This is a genomic window from Actinoallomurus sp. NBC_01490 (assembly GCF_036227085.1).
GTDB lineage: Bacteria > Actinomycetota > Actinomycetes > Streptosporangiales > Streptosporangiaceae > Actinoallomurus > Actinoallomurus oryzae.
In genome coordinates, this window is the sequence record NZ_CP109433.1 from 1,327,895 (window position 1) to 1,342,708 (window position 14,814).

A 14,814-nucleotide genomic window follows, 5' to 3' on the forward strand; every position below is an offset into this window, starting at 1 on the left:
TTCCGAGGGGCGAGAGTGCGGGTCGGGCGGCTACTTCAGCAGGGCGCGGGACATGACGACGCGCTGGATCTGGTTGGTGCCCTCGTAGATCTGGGTGATCTTGGCGTCGCGCATCATGCGCTCGACCGGGTAGTCCTTCACGTAGCCGTACCCGCCCAGGAGCTGGACGGCGTCCGTGGTGATCTCCATGGCGGCGTCCGAGGCGAAGCACTTGGCCGCGGAGGAGATGAACGTCAGGTCCGGCTCGGCCGCGCCGAGCATGCGGCGTTCGGACTTGGCCGCGGCGGCGTACGTCAGCTGCCGTGCCGCCTCCAGCTTCATCGCCATGTCCGCCAGCATGAACTGTACGCCCTGGAAGTCGCCGATCGGCCGGCCGAACTGCTTGCGCTCCTTGACGTACCCGACCGCGTAGTCGAGGGCGCCCTGGGCGATGCCCAGCGCCTGGGCCGCGATCGTCACGCGGGTGTGGTCGAGGGTGGCCAGGGCGGTCTTGAAGCCGGTGCCCTCCTCACCGATGATCCGGTCGGCCGGGATGCGCACGTCGTCCATGATGACCTCGCGCGTCGGCGATCCCTTGATGCCGAGTTTCTTCTCCGGGGCGCCGAAGCTCACGCCCGGGTCGTTCTTCTCCACCACGAACGCCGAGATGCCGCGGGCGCCCTTGTCCGGGTCGGTGACCGCCATCACGGTGTAGTACTCCGAGACACCCGCGTTGGTGATCCAGCGCTTGGTGCCGTTCAGCACCCAGTGGTCGCCGTCGCGGACCGCGCGGGTCTTCATCGCCGCGGCGTCGCTGCCCGCCTCCGGCTCCGAAAGGGCGTAGGAGAACATGGCCTCACCGCGCGCCACGGGGCTCAGGTAGCGTTTCTTCAAATCCTCAGAACCGGAGAGCAGGATCGGTACCGTGCCGAGCTTGTTGACAGCAGGGATCAGCGACGAGGAGGCACATGCCCGGGCGACCTCCTCGATCACGATCACCGTGGCGAGGGCGTCCGCGCCGACTCCCTCGTACGCCTCAGGGATGTGCACGGCGTGCAGCTCGGCCTGGCGCAGCGCCTCGTACGCGGCCTGGGGGAACTCCGCCGTCTCGTCGGTCTCGGCCGCCTTCGGAGCGATCTTGGCGTCGGCAAGGGCCCGTACCGTTTCCCGCAGGAGCCCGTGCTCTTCGGAGAGTTCGTACAGAGGAAAGTCTGAGGTCATGTGCCGATCGTACGCCGTCTACCTACTCGCCAGTAGGGCCGGTAGCATGCCGAGCGGCCCGTGGGGAAAGTCAGTGGGGTCGGGCATCAAATTCTCATGATGGGAGGCAGGGCCTTGGCACAACGCTTGACCGTGATCGGCACTGGCTACCTGGGCGCCACCCACGCGGCTTGCATGGCCGAGCTGGGCTTCGAGGTGCTCGGCATCGACGTGGACGCCGACAAGATCGCTCGCCTGTCCGCGGGTGAGCTGCCGTTCTACGAACCCGGTCTCGAGCCCATTCTCCGGCGCAACCTCGAGAACGGACGGCTACGCTTCACCACCTCCTACGACGAGGTGGCCGAGTTCGGCGACGTTCACTTCATCTGCGTCGGCACACCGCAAAAGCCCGGCGAGTACGCCGCCGACATGAGCTACGTCGACGACACGATCACGGCGCTTGCGCCGCGCCTCACGCGCGCCTGCCTCGTCATCGGCAAGTCCACGGTGCCGGTCGGCACCGCCGAGCGGCTCGCACGCCGGCTGGCCCGGCTCGCCCCGGCCGGTGACCTGGCCGAGCTCGCGTGGAACCCGGAGTTCCTCCGCGAGGGCTTCGCCGTGGAGGACACCCTCCACCCCGACCGCATCGTCATCGGCGTGGAGTCCGACCGCGCCGAGAAGGTCCTGCGCGAGATCTACGCGCCGATGACCGCCGAGGGCATCCCGCTGATCGTCACCGACTACCCGACCTCCGAGCTGGTCAAGGTCTCCGCCAACGCCTTCCTCGCCACGAAGATCTCCTTCATCAACGCGATGGCCGAGGTCTGCGAGGCCGCGCACGCCGATGTGACCAAGCTCTCAGAGGCCCTGTCCCACGACGACCGCATCGGCGGCAAGTTCCTCGGCCCCGGGCTCGGCTTCGGCGGCGGCTGCCTGCCCAAGGACATCCGGGCGTTCATGGCGCGGGCCGGTGAGCTGGGCGTGGATCAGGCGCTGTCGTTCCTCCGCGAGGTCGACGCGATCAACATCCGCCGCCGCATCCGCATGGTCGACCTGGCCCGCGAGCTCCTCGGCGGCTCGTTCATCGGCCGTACGGTCGGCGTGCTCGGCGCGGCGTTCAAGCCCAACTCCGACGACATCCGCGACTCCCCGGCGCTCGACGTGGCGACCACGATCCGCGCGCAGGGCGGCAACGTCACCGTGTACGACCCGCAGGCCCTGGACAACGCCCGCCGGGCCCACCCGGAGCTGGCGTACGGCACGTCGGCGCAGGACGCCGTCGCCCACGCGCACGTCGTCCTGCTGCTCACCGAGTGGCGTGAGTTCCGCGAGCTGGACCCCGACGAGCTCGGGGCGGTCGTCGCGGAGCGCAACATCGTGGACGGCCGCAACGCGCTCGACCCCGAGCGCTGGCGCGCCGCCGGCTGGCACTACCGCGCACTCGGCCGCCCCTGACGGTTCGGCGGTTCACCGGTCCGGCCCCGGGCTCACGGCCCAGGTGCCCGGACCGGCGGCTCGCGGTCCGGCCTTCCGGCTCAACGGACCGGGTGCCCGGACTGACCGCTCGTGGTCCGGCCGTCCGGATCTCAGCAGTCCGGCTCTCCGGCCCCGGGGGGCGGGTTCTGGTCGTCCGCGACCACCTTGAGCTGGACGAACGGGAGCCGCAGCAGGCGCACCGCGGCGTGCACCGCCTCTTCGCTCTCCGCGGTGAACACGCACAGCAGGCGCGTCTCCGCGGGCATGTACATCCCGTTCATGTACCGCACCGGATGCCCCGACCGGGTCATCCGGTCCGCGGCGGCGGCGAGTGAGTGCTGGATCCGGGCCAGCCCGCCGGGCATGGCGTCGGCCGGCAGCCCGATCGACAGGTAAACGGTGAGGGGCCCTCCTTCGCCGGAGGGGACGCCCGTTCGGGCCGCGTCTTCGATTCCGTGTTCGGCCATGGGACTCCCATCGTCCGAGGGGGTGCCCGCTGGGGCCGTCTCTTCGATTCCCTCGCTCCGCTCGGTCACGGGGTGAGGCGACCAGTCGCCGGCGGCGCCGTACGGGTCGCCGGAAGAGCCGGGGGAGCCGGGGGAGCCGGGGGTGGGCTTCACCTGCGGCCTAGAAAGACATCGAAGCCGGAACGGCATGACCATCGTGGGAGACCTCCGTGTCACCCACGCGGACGCGCTCCGGGCGCGCGTTCGACGGATGATCGATCGCATGACGGTGTGACTGCACGTGTCTCCCCCTCTCGCCGTCGGACCTACGTTCCACCATGGGATGCGCGGGGGGTCGCCGTCTTCACGGCCACCCTCCGTTCCTTGCCCCCTGCCAGCCGTACCCCCGGATTCCGGCTACCAGGAAGCCGCGAAAAGCGCGCGTACTGTTGAGGGATGGCTGTCCGCTGCCTGATCGTCGACGACGATGACGGCTTCGCCGATGTGGCTCGCGACCTGCTGCGACGTGAGCAGATCGACGTCGTCGGCGTGGCCGCGAACAGCGCCCGCGCCATGCGACTGATGGTGAGCGCTCGACCCGACGTCATGCTCATCGACGTCAACCTCGGTGACGAGAGCGGCTTCGATCTGGTCGAGGCGATCCGGGGTGTCGACGGGCGGCCGATCCTGATCCTCATCTCCACCTACCGGCTGGACGACTACATCGACCTTCCCGTGTCCGGCGCCGCGGCGTTCGTCCGCAAGTCCGAGCTGTCGGGTACCGCGATCCGCCGGATCCTGGTCGACGCCGGAAGGCCTCCCGCCTGACCGAAGCCGGGAGTCCCGGGAAGCCCGGGCCGTCCCGAACGGTTGTGACGGTCATGAGCGACCGTTACGCCGACGAAGTCGTCATCCGGCGCATCCTCCTCGAATCCCGGACGTGGGCGTTCGTGGGCCTGCGCGACAACCCCGGGCGCACCGCGTACGACATGGCGCAGCTGCTCCAGTCGCGCGGCAAGACGATCGTGCCGGTCCATCCCGACGCGGCGACCGTGCTCGGCGAGCCCGGTGTCGCCTCGCTCGCCGAGCTGCCCTCACCGGTGAACGTCGTCGGCGTCTACCGGCGAGCCGAGCACGCCGGTCAGGTCACCGACGAGGCGATCGAGCTGTTCCGCTCGTACGGCCCGCGGACCGACGGCGAGATCCGGGCCATCTGGTATCCGCTCGACGTGGTCGACGAGGCCGCCGCGGCCAGGGCCGCCGACGCGGGCCTGGACGTCGTCATGAACCGCTGCCCGGCGATCGAGTGGGCACGCCTGCGGCTCCCGCGCTGAGCCGGGGCCCTCATCCGGACGTCCTCGCGTAGGTGAGGATGAGGTTCCCCTTCCCGAACACGCCGCTGTCGGTGAGCGTGAAGACGCGCGGCGAGAACTCGGCGCGGAAGAGCGGAATCCCGGAGCCGGCCACGATCGGGTACTGCTTGACGATCAGTTCGTCGATCTCGGGGAGCAGCTGCCCGGCCAGCTCGGCGCCGCCGCAGAGCCAGATGCCCAGGCCCTCCTCCTGCTTGAGCCCGCGGACCAGCGCGATCGGGTCCTCGGCGGTCACCTCCACCGACGGGTCGGTGCCGGAGGTGAGCGAGCGTGAGAAGACGATCTGGCGCAGATGCGCGTACGGGCTGGTGAGACCGGCGGCTAGTGGTTGCAAGAAGACGCACTGACGGAGGATCAGCCGCCATGGTCCAGAACCCGGCCCGCCGCGCCGCCCTCACCGACGCCGCCATCGACGTCCTGGCCCGGGAGGGCGCCCGCGGCCTCACCTTCCGTGCGGTCGACGCCCAGGCCGAGGTCCCGGGCGGCACCGCGTCCAACTACTTCGCCGGCCGCGACGACCTGCTCCACCAGACGGCCCGCCGCATCCACCACCGCATCGCACCGGATCCGGCCGTCATCACCGGCCTGTTGCGCGCCCCGCGCGACCGCGCCCTGGTGACGGCCCTGATGCACAACCTCATGAGCAGGATCAGCGCCGACCGGGCCGGCTACCTGGCGATGCTGGAGCTACGGCTGGAGGCCACCCGCCGTCCCGAGCTGCGGGCCGAACTCACCGGGACGATCCGCGACGACCTGGAGGCCAACATCGCCTACCACCTGGGCGAGGGACTCCCCGGAGACCGGGAGACCGCGGTCGTCCTCTACCTGGCCATGACCGGCCTGATCGTCGAGCACCTCACGCTCCCCGACGTGCTGGGCCCCGGCGCCCCCGGCACGCTGGTCGACACCATCGTCGAGAGGATCGTCCCGGCGGTCTGACGGACGAAGGGCTCAGCCCGCCGCCTGGCGCAGGCGCTCACCCTTGGCCTTGGCCTGGGCGTGCAGGTCGCGCTGGAACTCCTCCATCCGCGCCCGCAGGTCGGCGTCGCTCGCCGCCAGGATGCGTACGGCCAGCAGGCCGGCGTTGCGCGCGCCGCCGACCGCGACGGTCGCCACCGGCACCCCCGCGGGCATCTGCACGATCGACAGCAGGGAGTCCATGCCGTCGAGGTACTTCAGCGGCACCGGCACGCCGATCACCGGCAGCGGCGTCACGGACGCGAGCATCCCCGGCAGGTGGGCGGCGCCGCCGGCGCCCGCGATGATCACCTGAAGGCCGCGCGAGGCCGCCTCGGAGCCGTACGCGATCATCTCGTGCGGCATCCGGTGCGCGGAGACCACGTCGGCCTCGTACGGCACGCCGAACTCCTCCAGCGCCTCGGCGGCGGCCTTCATGACCGGCCAGTCCGAGTCGCTGCCCATCACCACGCCAACGGTCATCGCGGTCCGTTCCTCAGGTAGTCGGCCGCGTGCCGCGCCCGTTCGCGTACGTCGTCCAGGTCGTCGCCGAGCGCGGTGACGTGCCCGATCTTGCGGCCCGGCCGGATCTCCTTGCCGTAGAAGTGCACCTTCACGCCCGGGTCGTGCGCCATGACGTGGATGTAGCGCGGGTAGATCTGGGGCTCGTCGCCGCCGAGGACGTTGGCCATCACCGTGTAGGGCGCGGTCGGCCGGGTGTCGCCCAGCGGCAGGTCGAGCACCGCGCGCAGGTGCTGCTCGAACTGCGAGGTGCGCGCGCCCTCGATCGTCCAGTGCCCGGAGTTGTGCGGCCGCATGGCCAGCTCGTTGACCAGCACGCCGTCGACGGTCTCGAACATCTCGACCGCCAGCAGGCCCGTCACGCCGAGCCGCTCGGCGATGTCGAGGGCCAGCCGCTGGGCCTCCTCGGCCCGGTCGGGGTCGAGCCCGGGGGCCGGCGCGATCACCTCGTGGCAGATGCCGTCGCGCTGCACCGTCTCGACGATCGGGTACGCCGCGCCCTGGCCGTACGGCGAGCGCGCCACCAGCGCGGCCAGCTCGCGGCGGAACGGCACGTGCTCCTCGGCCAGCAGCGGAACCCCTTCGGCCGCGGCCCGCTCGATCACCTCACGGGCCTCGGCGGGGTTCTCGCAGACCCAGACGCCCTTGCCGTCGTAGCCGCCGCGCACGGCCTTGAGCACGAGCGGCCACGCCCCGAACTCCTCGGCCTCCGCCAGGCTCGCGACCGGCGCGAACCGCGGCACGGGTACGCCCAGCGCGCTCAGCCGCTCGCGCATCACGCGCTTGTCCTGGGCGTGCAGGAGCGCGGCGGAGCCGGGACGGCACGCCACCCCGGCCTCCTCCAGCGCCCTGATGTGCTCGCCCGGGACGTGCTCGTGGTCCCACGTCACCACGTCGCTGTCCTTGGCGAAGGCGAGCAGGTCGTCGAGGGAACGATGGTCACCGACGCGGACGTCGGAGATCACACGCGCGGCGGAGGCGTCGACGCTCTCGCCGAGCACGCGCAGGGTCACGCCGAGACCGATCGCCGCCTGCTGGGTCATGCGGGCGAGCTGGCCGCCGCCCACCATGCCGACCGCGGGAATACCTTGCCTGTCCGTCACCCCCGCAGCCTATCGAGCCCTCAGAGGCCCAGCTCACGGGCGATGAGCATGCGCTGGACCTCGGAGGTGCCCTCGCCGATCTCCAAGATCTTGGAATCGCGCCAGTGACGGGCGACCGGGTACTCGTTCATGAAGCCGTAGCCGCCGTGGATCTGGGTGGCCTCGCGGGCGTTGGTGACCGCGATCTCCGAAGAGTGCAGCTTGGCGATGGCGGCCTCCTTCTTGAACGGCTCGCCGCGCATCATCCGCTCGGCCGCGCGGTACCACGCGAGACGCGCGGTGTGCGTGCGCACCTCCATGTCGGCGATCTTGAAGGCGATGGCCTGGTTCTTGCCGATCGGCGTGCCGAACGCGGTGCGCTCCTTGGCGTACTTGATCGACTCGTCGAGGCACGCCTGGGCGAGGCCGGTGGCGAGCGCGGAGATCGCGATCCGGCCCTCGTCCAGGATCGACAGGAAGTTCGCGTAGCCGCGGCCGCGTTCGCCGAGGAGGTTCTCGGCCGGCACGTGGCAGTCGTTGAAGGACAGCTCGCGGGTGTCGGAGGCGTGCCAGCCGACCTTGGAGTACTTCGGCGCCACGGTGAGGCCCTCGCGCGGCGTCGGGACGACGATCGAGGAGATCTCCCGCGCCGCCCCCTCGCCGCCCGTGACGGCGGTGACCGTCACCAGGCGGGTGATGTCGGTGCCGGAGTTGGTGATGAAGCACTTCGTGCCGTTGATCACCCACTGGTCGTCGACCGCCTTGGCGGTGGTGCGGGTGGCGCCGGCGTCGGTGCCGCCGCCCGGCTCGGTCAGCCCGAACGCGCCGAGCGCGCGGCCCGTCACGAGGTCGGGCAGCCACGTGCGCTTCTGCTCCTCGGTGCCGAACCGGTAGATCGGCATCGCGCCGAGCGACACCCCGGCCTCCAAGGTGATCGCCACGGAGGAGTCGACGCGTGCCAGCTCCTCCAGTGCCAGGCAGAGGGCGAAGTAGTCACCGCCCATCCCGCCGTACTCCTCGGGGAAGGGCAGCCCGAACAGTCCCATGTCGCCCATCTGGCGAACGATGTCGTACGGGAACTCCTCGTGCGCGTCCAGTCGTTCGGCCTGTGGAGCGACGACGTCGCGGGCGAACTCCTCGACGGTCTTGCGCAGGGTCTCGTGCTCGTCGTCGAGCCGGTAGTCCATGATCACCTCGGTCGGAGAGACATGAGCCTGATCCCGTCATACCCCGGACGGCCGCGGTCGGCGGCTGCCAGAATCTGGGACCACAGGCACATGCTGCCACGAACGCCGTCTATCCTCTTCGTGCCGGGGGTAAGGAGAGTTGCGGGCCTGCCGAGGTAACGCGAGATCAACCGCGACCGCGAACGAAAGGTCTCCCTTAGTGAGGATCGCCGTAAACCTGTACCGACGATTCGCCCACCTCGTTCACGAGCTGGCAAAGTTCGGCGTGATCGGCGTACTCAACTTCGTCATCACCATCGGGATCTCCGACACCCTGCACCTGGGCCTCGGGGTGGGGCCGCTGACGTCCTTCGGCGTCGGCACCGTCGTCGCGACGACGTTCTCCTACTTCGCGAACCGCTACTGGACCTTCCGGCACCGCGACACCAGCGGCCTGGGTCGCGAGTACGTCCTGTTCTTCGTCCTGAACGCCGTCGCCCTGGTGATCACCTGGGTGTTCATCGGCTTCACGCACTACATCCTGGGCCTGCACGGCGGCATCGCGTACAACGCCGCCCAGATCGTCGGCACCGGTGCCGCCACGCTGTTCCGCTACTGGGCGTACAAGAAGTGGGTCTTCCTGCCCCCGTCCGCGCCCCCGGTCGACCCGCACACCGGCCTCCCCGAGGGCGAGGCGAAGACGACCGAGACGGCCGCCGCCGAGCGGGAGCCCGCGGACGAGCCCGAGCCGGTCCCGGCCGGGCTCGCCAAGCGTTCCCGCTGAGCGTTCTCACCGCGTCGCCGACCACCCGTTCCCGTACACCGCCGCATGGCGGTCACTGCGGCCTGTCTCAGAGTCCCCGTCCATAGGACAGCGGGGCTTTGAGAAGGTCCGCTAGGCGGGGCCGCTGACCACGCGCTCCTTGGCGAGCAGCGCCTCCTCGCGCTTGCGCAGGAAGATCGCGAAGGTCGCCGGGCGCGCCCGGATCAGCTCCAGCCGCCCGCCGTCGGCGGTGGCCAGGGAGCGCGCCAGGTAGAGGCCCAGGCCGGTGCCCTGCCGGCCGCTGACGTTGCGGTCGAACACCCGGCGTTCGAGCTCGGGCGGCACGCCCGGCCCCTCGTCGCCGACCTCCACGACGATGGAGGCCGGCGTCTCCTTGGTGTGGATGGTGACCTCGCCGTCGCCGTGGACGAGGGAGTTGTCCAGCAGCGTCGCGACGATCTGCGACAGGCCGCCGGGGCTGACCACGGCGGTCAGCCCGCGGACGCCCGACATGCCGATCCGGCGGTTCTCGCGGCGGAAGACCGGCTCCCACTCCTTGACCTGCTGCGCGACGATCTCATCCACCCCGATCGGGACCGCGTCGCCGGTCGGGTCGTGTTTGGCGCGTGCGAGGAGCTGCTCGACGACGGCGGCCAGCCGCTCCACCTGGGCGGCGGCGGCGACGCCCTCCTCGCGTACGACGTCGGGGTACTCCGCGGCCTCGATCATCTCCTCCAGCCGCATCGACAGCGCGGTGAGCGGCGTGCGCAGCTGGTGGCTGGCGTCGGAGGCGAACTCCCGGCTCGCCGCCAGCAGGTCGGCGATGCGCACGGCGCTACGGTCGAGGACCTCCGCCACGCGGTCGACCTCGGGCACGCCGTAGCGGCGGCGCCGTGGCCGCGCGTTGCCGGACCCGAGGCGGTCGGCGGTCTCGGCCAGGTCGATGAGCGGCAGCGTCAGCTTGCGCGCCTGCACCATCGCGAGCCCGACCGCCACCCCCACACCGAGCACGACGAGGCTGCCGATGAGCAGGAACGTGCGCACGGCGTCCGCCTCGACGTCGCCCGCGTCCCGTGACACCTGGACGTGGATGCCGCGGTCGTTCGCCGCCATCTTCGTGATCACATGGTCGCCCTTGGCCGGGGCCTCGCCTGCGGTGATCTGCGTGCCGTCGGCCATGGTCACCACGATGTAGCGGCCCGGGAACTCCTTGGCGATCTGGTCACCGGTGACGGACTGGCGCAACTCCTCACGCAGGTTGACGCCGGCGACGACGCTCGCCGCCTCGCGCTCGACCTGCTGCTGGGCCTCGTCGTAGATCAGGCGTTCGGTGGCGTAGGCCAGCGGGATGCCGAGCAGGAGCACGGCCACGACCGCGACGGCGAGCGTCGACAGCAGCAGACGTCGCCTCATGGGGGTGCCTCTCTTCCGACCGTGACGTGATGCCGTGGTTCACGTCACGGTCCACCGTTTTCAGTCGCCGCGCTCGAACCGGAATCCGACTCCGCGCACGGTCGTGATGTAGCGAGGGCTTCCCGCGTCGTCACCGAGCTTGCGGCGCAACCAGGAGATGTGCATGTCGAGGGTCTTCGTGGAACCCCACCAGTTGGTGTCCCACACCTCGCGCATGATCTGCTCACGGGTGACGACCTTGCCGGCGTCGCGTACGAGCACGCGCAGCAGGTCGAACTCCTTGGTCGTGAGCTGCAACTCCTGGTCGCCCATCCAGGCGCGTCGCGACTCGGCGTCGATCCGCACCCCCTGCACGATCGGCGTCTCGGTGCTGCCTCGGCGCAGCAGGGCACGGACGCGGGCGAGGAGTTCCGCCAGACGGAACGGTTTGGTCACATAGTCGTCCGCCCCGGCGTCGAGACCGACAACGGTGTCCACCTCGTCGGCGCGGGCGGTGAGGATGAGGATCGGCACACCATGGCCCTCCGCCCGGACGCGGCGGGCCACCTCGAGGCCGTCGAGTTCGGGAAGACCGAGGTCGAGCACGATCAGGTCCACCCCACCGCCCAGCGCCCGTTCGAGGGCCTGCGGACCGTCGGGACTGACTTCGACGTTGTATCCCTCCCGCCGCAACGCTCTGGCGAGAGGCTCGGAGATGGACGTGTCGTCCTCGGCGAGCAGTACTGAGGTCATGAGCCGATCGTAGAGCTATTCAGAGTTGTTTCCTCCGTACTAGAGGGGGCTTGACCTGCGATTTGCCAGTCATAGAGCTCCAAGGAACGCGCCAAATCCGAGCTAATGAGCGGTAATTGGAACGACCTTCAGACCGGCGTGACCCCGTGTCGGCGGTGCGAGAATGATCGATCTTTTCCGCGGGCGGCGGCGAGGCGCCCGGCGAGCTCGTCCCGCAGCTCCTCCGGCTCGACGATCGCGTCGACCACGAGTTCGCCTGCCAGGCGGACGATGTCGATGTCCCGCTCGTACTCCGCGCGGAGTTTCTCGACGTACGCCTCGCGCTCCTCGGCGTCCTCGATCGCCATGATCTTGTTGTAGTAGACCGCGTTCACGGCCGCCTCGGCGCCCATCACGGCGATCTTCGCGGTGGGCAACGCAATTGTGGCGTCGGGGTCAAAGCCCGGACCCGCCATGGCGTACAGACCGGCCCCATAGGCCTTCCGGACGACTACGCAGATTTTGGGCACTGTGGCCTCGGAGACGGCTGAGATCATTTTTGCGCCGTGACGGATGATGCCCTGGCGTTCGACCGCCGTGCCGACCATGAAACCGGGCACGTCTGACAGGAACAGGAGCGGTACGTTGAAAGCGTCGCACAGCTGGATGAACCGCGTCGCCTTGTCCGCGGAGTCGACGAACAGCACGCCGCCCTTGAACATCGGGTTGTTCGCGACCACGCCGACGACCTGGCCCTCGAGCCGGCCGAAGCCGACGACCAGCTCCTTCGCCCACAGGTTGTGGATCTCGAAGAAGGAGTCCTCGTCCAGCAGGCCCTTGACGTAGCGGCGCATGTCGAAGGCGACCCGCTCGCTGGCCGGCACGAGTGCGCGCAGATCGACCGGCTTGGGGTCGCGCGCCTCGGTCGCCGGCGGCTGCTGTTCCCAGTGCGACGGCAGGTAGGACAGGAAGTCGCGTACGGCGTCGAGGGCCTGCCCCTCGTCCTTGGCGAGGAAGTGCCCGCAGCCGGAGACCGAGCAGTGCATCTTCGCCCCGCCCATCTCCTCCAGCGTCGTCTGCTCCTTGACCACCATCTCGACCATGCGCGGGCTGCCGAGGTACATCGAGGCGTTGCCGTCCACCATCGCCACGAAGTCGCAGAAGGCCGGGATGTACGCCCCGCCCGCCGCGCTCGGCCCGAACAGCGCGCACACCTGCGGGATCGAGCCGCTCGCGCGCACCTGGGTGTGGAAGATCTTCCCGGCGCCGCGGCGGCCGGGGAACATCTCGACCTGGTCGGTGATCCGCGCGCCGGCGGAGTCGACCAGGTAGATCATCGGGACGCGGGTGCGGTAGGCGCGCTCGATGATCCGAATGATCTTTTCGACCGTACGCGCGCCCCAGGAGCCGGCCTTGACCGTGGAGTCGTTGGCCATGAGCGCGACCGGCCGGCCCTGAATCGTGGCGGTGCCGGTGATCACGCCGTCGGCGGGAAGGTCTTCGGCGAGCGCGTTGGCGTACATGCCGTCCTCGACGAAGGACAGCGGGTCGACGAGCATCGCGATCCGCTCGCGTGCGAACAGCTTGCCCTTGGCGGCGTTGGCGTCGTGGTACTTCGGCGCTCCGCCGCGCTCGATCGTCTCCCGGAGTTCGGCCAGGTGAGGGTGGCCCGGCTCATCCTGTGATGGCTGCATTGTGTGCTCGGTCACGATCGGACCTTACCCCGCGGCTCCCCGCCCGCCACGCCCGGCGCCTCTACTCTGTGGCCATGCCGCACGAGGATCTGCCCCGGTTCGAACTGGCCTTCCCCGGACCGCTGCGCGACCGGCTCGTCGCCGCCGTCCTGTCCGGGGTGAAGACGGCCACCACCGGGCTGTGGGAGGAGTACGAGCGGCTGGGCGAGCCGCTGCCCGCCGCGGGGGAGCGGTCCGTGGTCGTGGACTCCGGCGGCCGGCCGGTGGCCGTCGTGGAGACGACGGACGTGCGCGTCGTGCCGCTCGGTGAGGTCGACCTGCCGTACGTCATGGAGGAGGGCGAGGGCCACACGTCGGTGGCGGAGTGGCGTGCCGCGCACGAGAGGTTCTGGCACGGCGAGGAGATGCGGGCGGCCCTCGGCGACCCGGAGTTCACAGTCGACGACCGCACGCGGGTGGTGACGCAGCGGTTCCGCGTAGTGGAGCGGCTCGCCGCGCGTGCGGCCGAGGAGATCCTGGACATCGTGGACGAGCACGACAACGTGATCGGCACGGCGCCACGGGCCGAGGCGTACGCGCGCCGCCTGCGGCACCGGTGCGCGTTCGTCTTCGTCCGGGACGGGCAGGGCCGGATCTTCGTGCACCGGCGCACGCCCGGCAAGCTCATCTTCCCCTCGCGCTACGACATGTTCGTCGGCGGAGTGGTCGGGGCGGGCGAGTCCTACGACGACGCGGCGCTGCGGGAGGCCGAGGAGGAGCTCGGCGTGTCCGGGCTGCCCCGGCCGGTCCCGCTGTTCTCGTTCCTGTACGAGGGCGCGGCCGGGCACACGTGGTGGTCGCGCGTCTATGAGGTCCGGTGCGACCTGCCGGTCTCCCCGCAGGCCGAGGAGGTCGCCTGGCACGCCTTCCTGACCGAGGAGGAGCTCGAGCGCCGCCTGCCCGAGTGGGACTGGGTGCCCGACGGCCTGGAGGCCTACCACCGGCTGCGCGCTAGGCGACCGCGATGACGACCTTGCCGAAGGGCGCGCCGTCCCGGTAGTACGCGTAGGCCTCGCGCGCCTCGCCGAAGCCGAAGACGCGGTCGATCACCGGGCGCAGGAGGTTCGCGGAGATCGCCCGGTTCATCGCCTCGTGGTCGGCGCGGCTGCCGACGAAGACGCGCCGGATCGTCGCGAGCGAGGCCTTGTAGGCGTCGCCGGAGATCTCCAGGTTCGCGCCGGGCGCCCCGGCCGGGACGGTCGGCACCGACAACAGCACGACCTGGCCGTACAGCGCGGCGGCCCGTACGGACTGTTCGATGGTGGGCCGCCCGTTCGTCTCGACCACGAGGTCCGCGCCCAGGCCGCCGGTGACCTCCCGCACCGCCCGCCACCACTGCGGGGTCGCGGTGTAGTCGATCACGTGGTCGGCGCCGAGCTCCCGCAGCCGGGCGGCCCTGGCCGCGCTGGAGGTGGTCGCGACGGTCCGGCAGCCCATCGCCTTGGCGAACTGGAGGCCGAACAGGGCGACCGGCCCGGTGCCGAGCGTGAGCACCGTCTGTCCGGGCTCCAGCGGGGCGCCGCCGACGAGGGAGGTCCACGCGGTGAGCGCGGCGCACGGCAGCGTGGCCGCCTCCTCCCAGCTCAGATGCTCCGGTACGGACACGGCCCACTGTTCGTCCAGCACGGCGTACTCGGTGAGCATGCCGTCGAGCGTGCAGCCGAGCTGGTCGATCAGCTCCGGCCGCAGCCGCCCGTCGTGCCAGCGGGGCCAGTAGGCGCCGACGACCCGGTCGCCGGCGCGGAAGCGGGTCACCTCCGAGCCCACCGCGACGACCTCGCCCGCGCCGTCGCTGACCGGGATGACGCCCGGCGCGGACGGCAGCGGGTAACGCTGCTGGAGGATGAGCAGGTCGCGCCGGTTGAGGGAGGTCGCGCGGACGCGGACCACGATCTGGGCCGGGCCGGGCTCCGGTTCGCCGGTCTCGTGCCGGACGATCCCGTCGATCTCTCCCGGCCTGTCCAAACGGTAGGTGTGCATGCGGCGATCCTCA

The 14,814-nt window shown here is 70.6% G+C and carries 16 protein-coding genes; 6 read left to right on the top strand and 10 right to left on the bottom strand.

Going from position 1 to position 14,814, the window contains the following annotated elements; all coding sequences use genetic code 11:
• Positions 1–30: 30 nt before the first annotated feature.
• A complete protein-coding gene (locus OG417_RS06770; RefSeq protein WP_329251295.1) occupies positions 31–1,200 on the bottom strand; it encodes an acyl-CoA dehydrogenase in 1,170 nt (389 codons plus the stop codon).
• A 99-nt stretch (positions 1,201–1,299) separates the two neighbouring features.
• Between OG417_RS06770 and OG417_RS06775 the strand changes: the two genes are divergently transcribed.
• A complete protein-coding gene (locus tag OG417_RS06775) occupies positions 1,300–2,634 on the top strand; it encodes a UDP-glucose dehydrogenase family protein (protein WP_329251297.1) in 1,335 nt (444 codons plus the stop codon).
• A gap of 131 nt (positions 2,635–2,765) precedes the next feature.
• Here the strand turns inward: OG417_RS06775 and OG417_RS06780 are convergent, their stop codons facing one another.
• Positions 2,766–3,122, bottom strand: coding sequence for a hypothetical protein (locus OG417_RS06780; protein WP_329251299.1), 357 nt, complete (start codon positions 3,120–3,122; stop codon positions 2,766–2,768).
• A 435-nt stretch (positions 3,123–3,557) separates the two neighbouring features.
• On the opposite strand from OG417_RS06780, the gene OG417_RS06785 reads away from it, so the two are divergent.
• Together OG417_RS06785 and OG417_RS06790 are read left to right on the top strand one after the other, a co-directional pair.
• The gene (locus tag OG417_RS06785) at positions 3,558–3,929 is read left to right on the top strand and encodes a LytR/AlgR family response regulator transcription factor (RefSeq protein WP_329251301.1); all 372 of its coding nucleotides are present in this window, start codon (positions 3,558–3,560) and stop codon (positions 3,927–3,929) included.
• Between the two features lie 53 nt (positions 3,930–3,982).
• Positions 3,983–4,435 (top strand): CoA-binding protein, encoded by a 453-nt coding sequence (locus OG417_RS06790; RefSeq protein WP_329251304.1) that lies wholly within the window; start codon positions 3,983–3,985, stop codon positions 4,433–4,435.
• A 10-nt stretch (positions 4,436–4,445) separates the two neighbouring features.
• Here OG417_RS06790 and OG417_RS06795 read toward each other — a convergent pair whose 3' ends face one another.
• A complete protein-coding gene (locus OG417_RS06795) occupies positions 4,446–4,808 on the bottom strand; it encodes a dihydrofolate reductase family protein (RefSeq protein ID WP_329251307.1) in 363 nt (120 codons plus the stop codon).
• 29 nt (positions 4,809–4,837) lie between these two features.
• On the opposite strand from OG417_RS06795, the gene OG417_RS06800 reads away from it, so the two are divergent.
• Positions 4,838–5,413 (top strand): TetR/AcrR family transcriptional regulator, encoded by a 576-nt coding sequence (locus OG417_RS06800; protein WP_329251309.1) that lies wholly within the window; start codon positions 4,838–4,840, stop codon positions 5,411–5,413.
• 12 nt (positions 5,414–5,425) lie between these two features.
• On the opposite strand, the gene purE is transcribed toward OG417_RS06800, so the two are convergent.
• From purE to OG417_RS06815, 3 genes are read right to left on the bottom strand one after another with little or no spacing between them, the layout of a single operon-like run.
• Entirely contained in the window at positions 5,426–5,914 is a 489-nt protein-coding gene (purE, locus tag OG417_RS06805) for a 5-(carboxyamino)imidazole ribonucleotide mutase (protein WP_329251311.1), read from the bottom strand.
• Positions 5,911–7,023: a 5-(carboxyamino)imidazole ribonucleotide synthase gene (locus tag OG417_RS06810; protein WP_329262145.1), complete on the bottom strand. Its 1,113-nt coding sequence runs from the start codon at positions 7,021–7,023 to the stop codon at positions 5,911–5,913. Before OG417_RS06810 ends, purE begins: the two co-directional genes overlap by 4 nt.
• Positions 7,024–7,076: 53 nt before the next feature.
• Positions 7,077–8,222 (bottom strand): acyl-CoA dehydrogenase family protein, encoded by a 1,146-nt coding sequence (locus tag OG417_RS06815; RefSeq protein WP_442875662.1) that lies wholly within the window; start codon positions 8,220–8,222, stop codon positions 7,077–7,079.
• A gap of 199 nt (positions 8,223–8,421) precedes the next feature.
• On the opposite strand from OG417_RS06815, the gene OG417_RS06820 reads away from it, so the two are divergent.
• Complete coding sequence (locus OG417_RS06820) at positions 8,422–8,985, top strand: GtrA family protein (RefSeq protein ID WP_329251313.1); 564 nt, start codon at positions 8,422–8,424, stop codon at positions 8,983–8,985.
• Positions 8,986–9,096: 111 nt separating this feature from the next.
• Here OG417_RS06820 and OG417_RS06825 read toward each other — a convergent pair whose 3' ends face one another.
• The 3 genes from OG417_RS06825 to OG417_RS06835 all read right to left on the bottom strand — a co-directional run bounded on the left by OG417_RS06825 (position 9,097) and on the right by OG417_RS06835 (position 12,797).
• Positions 9,097–10,377, bottom strand: coding sequence for an ATP-binding protein (locus OG417_RS06825; protein ID WP_329251316.1), 1,281 nt, complete (start codon positions 10,375–10,377; stop codon positions 9,097–9,099).
• A 60-nt stretch (positions 10,378–10,437) separates the two neighbouring features.
• Positions 10,438–11,109, bottom strand: coding sequence for a response regulator transcription factor (locus OG417_RS06830; protein WP_141956913.1), 672 nt, complete (start codon positions 11,107–11,109; stop codon positions 10,438–10,440).
• A 128-nt stretch (positions 11,110–11,237) separates the two neighbouring features.
• Positions 11,238–12,797, bottom strand: coding sequence for an acyl-CoA carboxylase subunit beta (locus OG417_RS06835; RefSeq protein WP_329251318.1), 1,560 nt, complete (start codon positions 12,795–12,797; stop codon positions 11,238–11,240).
• A gap of 59 nt (positions 12,798–12,856) precedes the next feature.
• Between OG417_RS06835 and OG417_RS06840 the strand changes: the two genes are divergently transcribed.
• On the top strand, positions 12,857–13,789 hold the full coding sequence (locus OG417_RS06840; RefSeq protein WP_329251321.1) for an ASCH domain-containing protein: 933 nt from the start codon (positions 12,857–12,859) through the stop codon (positions 13,787–13,789).
• Here the strand turns inward: OG417_RS06840 and OG417_RS06845 are convergent.
• On the bottom strand, positions 13,773–14,801 hold the full coding sequence (locus OG417_RS06845) for a zinc-dependent alcohol dehydrogenase family protein (RefSeq protein WP_329251324.1): 1,029 nt from the start codon (positions 14,799–14,801) through the stop codon (positions 13,773–13,775). The genes OG417_RS06840 and OG417_RS06845 overlap by 17 nt on opposite strands.
• Between the last annotated feature and the right edge of the window lie 13 nt (positions 14,802–14,814).